The 11,229-nt window shown below is 32.9% G+C and carries 8 protein-coding genes; 1 reads left to right on the forward strand and 7 read right to left on the reverse strand.

The features are described 5' to 3' along the window. Positions 1-36: 36 nt before the first annotated feature. The gene (locus ACICPZ_RS06475) at positions 37-1,350 is read left to right on the forward strand and encodes a UDP-glucose dehydrogenase family protein (protein WP_264373971.1); all 1,314 of its coding nucleotides are present in this window, start codon (positions 37-39) and stop codon (positions 1,348-1,350) included. Positions 1,351-1,360: 10 nt separating this feature from the next. On the opposite strand, the gene ACICPZ_RS06480 is transcribed toward ACICPZ_RS06475, so the two are convergent. The 7 genes from ACICPZ_RS06480 to ACICPZ_RS06510 form a co-directional block, all read right to left on the reverse strand. After that, a complete protein-coding gene (locus tag ACICPZ_RS06480; RefSeq protein ID WP_264373972.1) occupies positions 1,361-2,551 on the reverse strand; it encodes an MFS transporter in 1,191 nt (396 codons plus the stop codon). A gap of 112 nt (positions 2,552-2,663) precedes the next feature. Further along, the gene (locus ACICPZ_RS06485) at positions 2,664-3,707 is read right to left on the reverse strand and encodes a threonine aldolase family protein (protein ID WP_174516730.1); all 1,044 of its coding nucleotides are present in this window, start codon (positions 3,705-3,707) and stop codon (positions 2,664-2,666) included. Then, a complete protein-coding gene (locus ACICPZ_RS06490; RefSeq protein ID WP_174516731.1) occupies positions 3,704-4,753 on the reverse strand; it encodes a threonine aldolase family protein in 1,050 nt (349 codons plus the stop codon). Before ACICPZ_RS06490 ends, ACICPZ_RS06485 begins: the two co-directional genes overlap by 4 nt. After that, complete coding sequence (locus ACICPZ_RS06495) at positions 4,725-6,530, reverse strand: ABC transporter ATP-binding protein (protein WP_264373975.1); 1,806 nt, start codon at positions 6,528-6,530, stop codon at positions 4,725-4,727. Before ACICPZ_RS06495 ends, ACICPZ_RS06490 begins: the two co-directional genes overlap by 29 nt. Continuing rightward, entirely contained in the window at positions 6,531-7,520 is a 990-nt protein-coding gene (locus ACICPZ_RS06500; protein WP_006280067.1) for a phytanoyl-CoA dioxygenase family protein, read from the reverse strand. It abuts the gene before it with no gap. Between the two features lie 3 nt (positions 7,521-7,523). Then, entirely contained in the window at positions 7,524-9,218 is a 1,695-nt protein-coding gene (locus tag ACICPZ_RS06505; protein WP_264374065.1) for a WG repeat-containing protein, read from the reverse strand. Next, on the reverse strand, positions 9,179-11,229 hold a 2,051-nt coding region (locus tag ACICPZ_RS06510), incomplete at its 5' end, for a glycosyltransferase (RefSeq protein ID WP_395462160.1). The genes ACICPZ_RS06510 and ACICPZ_RS06505, both read right to left, overlap by 40 nt.

The raw sequence follows: 11,229 nt of genomic DNA on the forward strand, positions 1-11,229 counted from the left end.
TGAGCTACATTAGGATATTTTTAAGGTGATGACAAGATGTATATAACCATTATAGGAATAGGGTATGTAGGTTTAGTATCTTGTGCAATGTTATCAGAGCAGGGTCATAACGTTGATTGCATTGACATAAATACTAAGAAGATTGAGTTATTGAAATTAGGAAAAATTCCTATATATGAGCCTGGATTAGCAGACTATTTAGAGAATAATATAAAGTTACAAAGGATAAGATTCTTCGATTCGTATTCTCAAATAAATCCCAACACAGAAGTAGTGTTTGTAACTGTAGATACTCCATCAGACTCCTTAGGAAATGCGGATTTAAAGAATGTATATAATTCAATAAGTAAAGTTTCTGAGAGAGTTAATCAAGATTGCTTAATAGTTATAAAATCAACTATTCCTCCTGGTGCTACAAAAAATATATATAATTATTTATCTAATAAGGGCTACAACTTTGATTTGGGAGTTAATCCGGAGTTTCTCAAGCAAGGCTCTGCAGTATCAGATTTTTTATATCCAGATAGAATAATAATAGGAGTAAAAACTAAGCGAGCTAGAGTAAAACTAGAAGCTATATATAGATCATTTACAGATAGGAATATTCCGTTAATAGTCACTGATACAGTTACAGCTGAAATGATTAAATATGCTTCTAATGCCTTTCTAGCAACAAAAATTGCTTTTATCAATGAAATGGCAGGTTTATGTGAGATGTTAGAAGCAGACATCGACCTTTTAGCTAATGGCATGGGGATGGACCATAGAATAGGTAAGGAATTTCTAAAAGCTGGCCCAGGATTTGGAGGATCCTGTTTTCCTAAAGATTTGTCAGCTTTGATAAGGATTGCTGAAGATCATAATGTCAAGCTACAAATTTTAAATTCAGTTAAGGAATCTAACTATAATCATATAACAAACATCGCTAAAAAGGTAGAATATGCTCTAAATGGAGCTCAAAATAAAAAAATAGCGATATGGGGGCTAACTTTTAAACCTGGTACTGATGATGTAAGAAATAGTCCAGCTATAGATGTCGCAAAATTGTTAGTGAATAACAACGCTAAAATTACTGCATATGACCCAGTGGGAATGAATAATGCTAGGCAAGTTCTAAAGGATATAGAGTACGCGGATAACGCTATAGAAGCTGCAAGGGGCGCAGAAGCCTTGTTATTGTTAACGGAGTGGAAGGAATTTAAAAATCAAGATTTTTTAATCTTAAAGGATGTGATGGCTACACCTAATATCTTTGACTTTCGTAACTTGTTAGATAATGAATTGTTACTAGGATATGGTTATAACGTTTACTCCCTGGGTAAAAATCTATCTACAAAGCTTAACTGTTGAGAAATGTTTTCTACACCGCTTTACTTAGTTTTTTAAGGCCTTTGCTTGATAGTATGGAAAAGCAAACGAGTGCAACAACAGAGCAAATGGAAAAAAATGAAAACATAATACTGTTACCAAAGTGCTTAACAAGTACTCCTAAAACCACACATGAAAATATTGAACTTGCAATATACCCAAATAATCCTGTCAAGCTTACAATTGCACATACATTATTTTGTGGAGCAATTTCTACAGCTATAACACCTGTCAGTACTTGCACTCCAAATATAAAAAATCCTGATAAGATTGCGCCAAGGTTCATAAGAATTATGTTTTGACAAAAGTTCATTGCAATAAAAGTGAGTGCTATACCCAACATGTAAAGTAATGCCAGCAAGCTTCTATTTTGAAAGAAATACATATCACTAATTCTTCCTGTGATTAAAGTTCCAAGGATTCCACCTAAATCATATACACCTGTTATTAGTGAGGATTGTACAAGAGAAATTTGTAATTTATCCTTTAAAATTATAGGAAACCAAAAGAAGATTCCCATTTTTATAATATAAGCACAAAAAGTAGCACAACATAGAAACCATATGGAACTTTTCACTTTGATACCTATCTGAGATTTCTGCACCTTATAATAGGTAGTAAAGTTGGCACTTTCTTCGTAATATGCTTTTAATATTATATAAATTCCAAAAAGTAAGCATAAGAGACCAGAGTACAAAAATGCACTTTTTGCATCATATATTTTGATTATACTTGGTAATACAATTAAAGTAATACAAGAACCAAGTTGCTGAGATGCGCTCATAACTCCCCATGATGATGCAATTGAAGAGATACTAGAGTTTGTAACCATAAACTTGGTAATAGCTGGCCAACCTAACCCTTGTGTCCAAGCTAATAATATTAATGTTAACAGTAATAAAGTTAGATTATTATATGATAAAGCTATACCAATGGTTAATAATCCAGTTGCAATATTGCATAGCCCAAACATAAATAATGGATTATTTTTGGAGTCCATGACTATTCCATTAACGAATTTTGATACTCCATAAAAAAAAGAAAAGCAGGCAAAAAAATAGCTTAATTTTATATGGTCAGTATCTATTAACAGTGGTAGAGCAATTGGTATACTCTGCCTTGAGAAGTAAAGTAGCACATATCCAAAAAAGAATAGTAAATATTGAAAGAAAACAAAGTTCACACCTATTCCCCAAACAGTCCCATGCAAATACTAGCATAATACTATGTTGGTATAATATTGTTTTACAAGAAGTTTGCAAACCATTAATGTAGAAAATTGATAACAATCGAAATTACCTATTCAGTATCTTTCTTATAGTAGATATAGTAGTATTAATATCTTCACAGCTTATATCTCTATGTGTTATAACTCTGATTTTACCTCTTATGTTAGCCATCCTAATTCCATAATTTGTCATTAGTATATTTATTAATTCTTGAGCAGATATACAATCAGTACGTAATGAGAAATACGCTATATTAGTTTTGTATAGGTCAATATTGATTATAACTTGATCTATAGAGCTAAGACCTTTTATAAGGTGCTGCATTTTTTTATGATCTTCTATTAAAGAATTCATGTTGTTGTTGAGAGCATATAAACATGCAGCTGAAATAATGCCAGCTTGGTGCATACCTCCGCCAATTTGAAACTTATAGTACCAAGCTTTTTCAATAAACTCTTCACTTCCAGCCAATACTGCACCCATTGGAGCGCCTAATCCCTTACTAAAATCAATAAACACCGAATCAAAATAATTTGCATATTCTTTTGGAGATATTTTAGCATAAGCACAAGCATTGAACAGCCTTGCTCCATCTAAATGAGAGGATACGTCGTTCTTTTTGCAGAGACTTGAGATCTCTTGAATATACTCTAAAGGCCACACAGCTCCACCACCAAAATTCGTTGTTTGTTCGACAGAAACAAGCCCAACTTTTGGAACATTCCTTAAGCTAGGACGAGTAATAAACTCAACGATTTGCTCTCCAGTAAATATTCCTCTTGTTCCTTTAATAGGTAAAGGAGTGGCATGTGCCTGGGCTGCAATTAATCCAGATTGCACTATTAATGGATGCGAAGTTTCATCGAGTAACAAATAATCACCAGGTCTTTGAATGTGCACTTTATAAGCAATTACATTACACATCGTTCCCGAAATCAAAAATATTCCTGCTGGCTTACCTAATATTTTACATGTGGTTTCTATTAATTCGTTTACAGTTGGATCTTCACATGCAGCTTCATTTCCAACTTTTGCTTTAGCCATTACTTCCCTCATTTCAGATGAAGGATTAGTGTTTGAATCGCTAAAGAAATCTATTTTTACCCTCATACTAAATTTAATACAACCTCCTTTATAATTTCAGCAGCATTTATTATGTCTGCTTCCTCTATGCCAAGATGAACAACTGCTCTTATATGAGATTCGAGCCAAGGAAAGAGCAATAAACCATAAGCTTGGCATTTACTCAAAAAAAACTCATTAGTCACATTTAGTTCTTTTATACTAAAGCTTACTATGTTAGTTTCTGGATAAGGTAGTATCAGCTTTACATGTGGAATTTCTTTAATCTTGTCTGCAAACAATTTAGCAAGCTTATTATCTTCTTTAAGCCTAGAGATATTATTCTGTAGTACATATTTTGCTGCATTAGCGCAGTACCCAATTTGATGATAACCACTCCCCAACCAAACCTGTAACTTCTTAGCCTTTTCAATTATCTCTCTTTTACCCATAAGCATTGAACCAAAAGGAGCTCCAAGTCCTTTAGTAAAAGAAAAGCTCATTGTATCTACATATTTAGCATAGTCAGCTAAAGCAACATTTGTTTCAGCATGAGCATTAAATATTCTCGCACCATCTAAATGAAGACTTATATTGTGAGCTTTTAAGAAATTATATAACTCTACTTGTTTCTTAAAAGGATAAATTTTACCGTTAAACCCGTTTATACTATTTTCTATAGAAACTAGACTCACCTGAGCAAAAATTTTATATCTCGGTTTAGAGTTAATAGCATATTCTACTTCATCAATATCTAAGATTCCGGTATTATTCCTAATACAGTTAAACACTATACTATTTACTTTTGCATTGCCTGCACTATCGAAAAAATTAACATGATAATTATAATGAGTAATTAGTTCATCACCAGGACTTGTTTGACTGGCAATAGCTAACCTATTTGCAAGCATACCGCTGGTTACGAACAATGCTTCTTCTACTTTGAATAATTGTTTACAATATTCCGATAAGTTGTTACAGCTTTTGTCTTCACCGTAAGCAAAATCTCCAACGATTGCACTACTTATTGCGTGTATAACGTTGGAGCTTTGTAAAGTTGTAGTGTCACTTCTCAGGTCGATAGTTTTTTCCATTTTCTTTTTTGATATTTAGACAGCCAATTTGAGCATCCCAAAGTTCTTTATAAAGACCTTTCTTGCAAACTAGTTCAGAATGTTTACCATCTTGGACAATTTTTCCTTTGTCAAATACTAGAATTCGGTCCATATGTAAAAGTGTAGAAATACGGTGTGCTATAGTAATGGTGGTTTTATTTTCCATCAACTTAAATAAACTCATTTGAATTGTTTTCTCTGTTATAGAATCTAACTGACTAGTTGGCTCATCGAAAAATAATATCGGAGCGTTTTTTAGAAATGCTCTCGCTATGATTATTCTTTGTCTTTCCCCTCCAGATAGCTTTATGCCTTTTTCTCCGACTACAGTTTCATATTGATCGGGTAGAGTCATAATGAAATCGTGAATACCAGCCAGCTTTGCAGCTCTTATTATTTCTTCGATAGTAGATTGAAGTTTACCATATATAATATTTGCTAAAATAGTATCATGAAACAACAATGGTTCTTGAGGTATTACAGATATTTGTTGCCTCAAAGAACTCTGTGTAACTTCCGATACTACTTGATTATCAATCTGTATATTACCTTTTTTAACATCAAATAGCCTTATGATTAAGTTTATAAAAGTAGATTTACCACCTCCAGAATAACCAACTAGACCTACCTTTTCGCAAGGATTAATGGTAACTGAAAAATCTTGAAATAATGACTTCTGACCCTCATAAGAAAAAGAAACATTATTAAACGTTATTCTTCCACTTAATAAATTTAATTTTTTAGCATTTTCCTTATCTTGAATTTCTGGTACGGTAGTCAAGATTGGCAATGCATCTGAAACTTTGCCGAAATGAGTAGAAAATTGGGTAAGATTCCTAGTTAGATGGTTAAGAAACTCTATAATCGATATATTAATTCCAAGTACAAGAGCAATATCTCCTATTGCAATCTTGTTCAATTGATAATCATGAATTAAAAAATACAAGTTTACTGCTTGGAGTATATCAAATGAATAGCCATATATAAACCAAAGCCAAAAGTATGCCCATTGTAATTTTCTTTCTGCAATAGTTTTTTTCTTGCATACTTGAAAAAATTTATGCCTCTCATGCGCTTGCCGAGAAAATAACCTTACTGATATAACATTTAAAATACTGTCGGCTATACCCGCTATTACTTGTGAACTTTGTTTAGAATGATCATCGGCTAATCCGGTAAGCACCCGAAAACTGAAAACCGAAATCAAAATAAAAATGTTCACCCAAATGAATGTAGCTATTGCAAACTTTATATTTACTAGTGATAAAGTATAAATAGCCAAGATTAATGCTATACTATAACTAAAGAAACAGTCTATAAGCAGTCTTATTAGCTCTATCACACTATCCATTAAGTTACTGACCTTATATACTAAACTTCCGGATAGGTTGTTTTGATAATAGGAATGGTCTTGCTGAAGCAGCCTGTAAAAAGACATATCAGCTATTTTTTGACGCATTGAGGTAAACATTCGAATGTCAACAAAATAGCCATAGAATCTAAAAGCAGTAGTAATAAGTAATGCCATACAAACATAAGCGCTTACAGGTAATAAAAGATTTTCAATTACATTACCTTCTTGATATTTTACAGCTGTATCTAAGATATTTTTTACTAAATACTTTCTAAAAGATAAATCAACAGCCACTACTAGGGCAACCAGGAACATTACAAGCACATTAAGCTTAAACTTGGATAAGATATTCAAAATGAACACCAATATATACTTGAAACTACCAACTCTACTTTTGTTCATTTATAATGCTAGCTCCACCACATTGACTTTTTTATTGAGAAATACAAGCAGTGAAAACCATAAATTTTTGTATATTTTTCCTGAAATGTCTCCAGCATCATGTAGTGCTGACGCTTGATTCAGAATAAGTAGCTTATATAAATCTCGCTTAGCTTCAGCAGTGTTGACCTCAGAAATATTTGTAGTTGTGTCTGTAATAAAGGCTAACCAGCTCTTAATAAGTTCTTCCATATTTTTTGTTTTTATACTTTCCTGGCGACGAAATAATGATAAGTATTCTCTCAGTATAAATTCTGTTAATGCACCACAGTTTAATATACCAAAAACTGAAGGCTGAGGTTTTGGCACACAAGGAAGACTTTTATCTTTTACAACCCATCTCGTAACATAAGCAAACCTATCTTTAGCATCTATATTCTTATCACTACCATGCCATAACCGTGAATCAAAAACTATCGCATCTCCTGCTGAAATAGGTAGTGACTTAATTTTATAATTTTCCCGGTTATCCGAGTATTGATCCAAAAAGTATGGATGCCAAAAATCAACTAGAGGCTGTATTTTCCAGTTGTGACTATCTTCTATAACTTGTAGTGCACCTGAAGTTTTATTGACATTATTCAAAGCTAGCCAAACAGAAAAATGATAAGGGTCATTAAAGCTATAAGAGATGTCCTGATGGAAGGGAACTGCATCTATTAAATCAGCAGTTTTACATATAACATTTGATTTTTTCTGCAGTATCTGGCATTGAAGTGACTTTTCAAGATAATTTTTAATAATTTTATCTAATACTTGAGATACAATTCTAGTTACCTGAGATGATGTACCCCATCTTCCAGTGCAGTTTAAATAGTCAGAAGTTGAAACACCTAATTCTTGAGATAACTTTGATATCTTGCTTATTATATCATTTAAAGACTGAGTTATTAACTCTAAAGGAACTAGATTTTTGATAATAAAAAAACCATTTTTTTGCAATGCTTTCATATATTAACACCTAATGTCAATAACTGATAAATAATCTGTTAAAGGTACAATACTAAAAATTTTAAGCCCTTTTACTTGTTTTAGTATTCTTTTCCAATCGCTCAATGTCCTTAGTTTACCCCCTGTTTCAACCATTACATTAATATCTACAGAACCTCCCACTGGGGAGTAGTAATCTAGGATAGTTTCTATCACTAAAACGCGTGGTATTCCTTTATTTTTTACCAATTTTAAATAAGACAATACCTTATTATCATCATAATGCTGCAGAAAGCGGCAAAAGACACCTAATTCATAATTTGTAGCTGATAATTCTTCTTGAGTTATGAGTTTAATTTTTAAATCTTCTACTGCCTGCCTAGGCACTTTATGTTCGTTGTAATAATATAAGCCTATAGAACCTTTATTGTGTATATCAGAATAAGCAAGAAATAAAGAGTGTACGCCAAATAGCAATATATTTTTAGCACCATCTATATTAACCCTAGAATTAAACTCTTTAGTGTCAAACCTGGAATATCCTAGCAATGCTTGGTAAAACGCTATTTTCCTGTCTTCTGATATTTCTTTCTCCTTAAAAGATTCAAATGAAGATATTGACTCCTGCCTTAATATATCGGCAATTTTTAACCAATTCTTTTCAGCGGCAACCCTTGCCCACATTGCTGCTGCTTTAGGCAAAAATGGTATTTCCTTAAAACACTTACCTTTTGATGATAGTTGCCATAAGTCCTTGTTCTTATCGTAATCAATAAACCCTATTTCCCACAACGCCCTTAACAGCCTTTCTAGATTTGGAACGATAATATTTAACTTTTGAGATAAAACTGGCATAGTTGCAGGTAAGATATTTAACAAATCAAGTTCAATAGCAACATTTGCGAGGTAAGTTTTCCAAAAGGCTGAAAGTTCTGCAGAAATCTTATGCACTTGAGATTCTTTATCTAAATCAAAAATACTAAACTTTACGTTTCCGGTAATATCGATCTGTCCTAATACACCTTCAAAAGTTTCAACTTTTGCCATGCCATTATAGAATGCTTCTACCATTTTAAATCTTTGCCGGTAAACAGGATTGCCATTAATATCTATATGAAACCAGCCATGCTTATCTTCTGCAATAGCAAATCCTTTATGAAAAACATTAAGCTTTTTATACCATTTATTATGTACTAACTTTCCATGATTATTAATATGTGTAGCTTTACCATCTTTATGGACTACAGCGATACCATCCTTAAAATCCCCAACATAATTGTATTCTTGCTCATAAACTCTATTGCCGTTCAAATCAATATGAAAAAACTTATCATGCTTTCTAATCACACAAATATCTTCTTGGTAATTTCCAATCCATTGATACGAATGTTTGTATACTCTACATCCAGATGGATCAATATGGTAATACCCTGTGTCATCTTCTACGGCTGCTCTATTGCAGTAAAATCCAAAAGTTTTTAAAAATCTGTCGCGATAAATTGCTTCTCCCATTGCATCGATGTGATAAGCGCCTGTCTCATCATAAACTGGTGCAAGGCCAGGCTCGTGAAATTTATCAACTCTAATAAATCTATTTTTGTACAAAGGATTTTCTGACAATTGGTGAAACCTTTCACAGGGGGAAACCCTAATAGATTTAAGGTACTCACTATCTTTCATTAATTGACTAATGGTTTTCTCATGTTGCATGTTTTGCATAATTCATAGTTTAAATAATTCTTTTGTAAGTTTAGGTACTCGCTACTTTGCCATATTTCCTCCAGTTTAACTTCATTAACATTGCCAAAATCTCCTAATGTTTTGCGTAGTTCATCTGGAGCACAGCAGGGACTAAACTTGCCTTCATTGTTTATCCATGCTTCTTTACCTAAAAATGGGCACTGACCACCTGGAGCCAAATCCTTGATACCCTCTTGAGAAAGGATCGTAAAATTTTCTAATTTTATCTTTTTACCATTTGGCAATAGCATATTATCCCTAAGTTCATATAACCTTCCCACCTCCGTATTCCATCTACTAATTGCTAATTCATCTCTCCTCATAGATAGATCCTTAATTTCCTTAAAATGTGCCCAAAGATGATGTCCTTTAACTCTATCTATGCCATTTTTTATAGCCATCTCAACTATGTCGTAAAGTTCATGTAAATTACTTTCTAAAAATGTTAATTGTAAAGTAACGGTACACCTTTCGCCTGTATCGCTAAAGTATTTATCTCTAACTTCAAGGAAAGTTTTTAAATTTTCTGTCACTACTTCCCATTTTGAACCTTTCATGATTCTTTCATGAGTTTCTTTAGTTGCCCCATTCCAGGAAATCTTAACATCAGATAAAATTGGTACCAATAGTTCAGCCCATTTTCTAGCTCCTTTAATAGGAAAAGAACCATTGGTCGTGAGGTTAAGCTTCAGGCCGAACTCATGGCACAAATTGATTATTTCATCAAAGCTTTTATACATTAAAGGCTCACCCATAGTAGAAGGAATGATTTCCCTTAAAGGTGTTCCATCTGCTTCCTTAATTACCTTCCTGATAGTTTCTATTGACATTATCTTGGGTTTTATCCCTTTAGCTTTCTTCTCCTCTTTAACTTTACTATATGGTGAAAAGCATTCACACATTACACAAGCAAAGTTGCAGTAATCTGGATTAGTATCAAAAGTAATTCTCCAAGGACCAGGTTTTGTAGCCACTGATTTGCCTTTATTTTCAATAACATTACGGTAAATTTTGTTAAGTTTCTCAGTATGCTCACTTATAGAAGGTACATTACCATTTTTAGTATAAAGATAGCCTCTTTGGGTCAGTTCACTGTATAATTCCTGGTCTGTAGATAGGACTTGCATTTTTTCTGACAAACTATTTGTATCTCTATGCTTAAATAATAGTCCGTTTATTCCATCTCTTACATATTCTGCCATGCCACCATAATCAGCCGTTATTACTGGTACACTCAGTTGCTGTGCTTCATGTATTACTAATGGTGAATTTTCACCCCAAATTGAAGGAACAACTATCGCATCAACTTTATTAAATACATCAGTAACTATATTTTTATTGTTATAACTTCCCATCCATTCTATCCTTTCTTTAACAGCATGTGGAAACTGATCGGCAATCGCTTTTAAAGTTTTAGTTTCTTCCCTTGCCGCTCCCCAAATTCTAAGTTTTGCTTTAGATGATAAGCGAGAAAAAGCCTTCAATAATAGGTCAACACCTTTCTCGGGAGTATGAGTACCTATATAACCGAAAATAAACCCTTTTTCTTGCACCCTATTTCTATTCTTAAGACGATTTAGATCAAAACCATAATCAAGATAAGAAATTTTGTTTATCGGAACATTAAAGTCTTGAGTAAATTTATCCATTAAGAATTTTGACGGAGCAATGAAGTAATCTATATAGTCCACTACTTTCTTTGTTTGCTTCATTCTAGTTGCAACCCATTGTTCCCAATAATTTAAGTCTGAATTCAAGAATTCTTCATCTCCTGTAAAATACCCCTTGTAACATTGGGTTGCACATTTTTGATCCTTCTGTCCATCACAAAGCCGTAACAAATCTTCAGAATTACGTTGAATAAATCTTCCTCTTGGACACATTAACCAAAAATCATGTAGCGTAAAAATTGTAGGTATATTTTCTTTAAAAGCAACTTCTGGTAAAGTAATTGATAGATGATTAAGATGACCAAAATGTATAAGATCTG

Origin of the sequence: Wolbachia endosymbiont (group A) of Melitta haemorrhoidalis (assembly GCF_964273365.1) — a bacterium.
Taxonomy (GTDB): Bacteria; Pseudomonadota; Alphaproteobacteria; order Rickettsiales; family Anaplasmataceae; genus Wolbachia; species Wolbachia pipientis.

Excerpts from the sequence above, each read along its gene's own strand:
- ACICPZ_RS06500 (WP_006280067.1), bottom strand. The coding sequence starts at position 7,520 with ATGAAAGCATTGCAAAAAAATGGTTTTTTTATTATCAAAAATCTAGTT.
- ACICPZ_RS06505 (WP_264374065.1), bottom strand. The coding sequence starts at position 9,218 with ATGCAAAACATGCAACATGAGAAAACCATTAGTCAATTAATGAAAGAT.
- ACICPZ_RS06475 (WP_264373971.1), top strand. The coding sequence starts at position 37 with ATGTATATAACCATTATAGGAATAGGGTATGTAGGTTTAGTATCTTGT.
- ACICPZ_RS06490 (WP_174516731.1), bottom strand. The coding sequence starts at position 4,753 with ATGGAAAAAACTATCGACCTGAGAAGTGACACTACAACTTTACAAAGC.
- ACICPZ_RS06485 (WP_174516730.1), bottom strand. The coding sequence starts at position 3,707 with ATGAGGGTAAAAATAGATTTCTTTAGCGATTCAAACACTAATCCTTCA.
- ACICPZ_RS06495 (WP_264373975.1), bottom strand. The coding sequence starts at position 6,530 with ATGAACAAAAGTAGAGTTGGTAGTTTCAAGTATATATTGGTGTTCATT.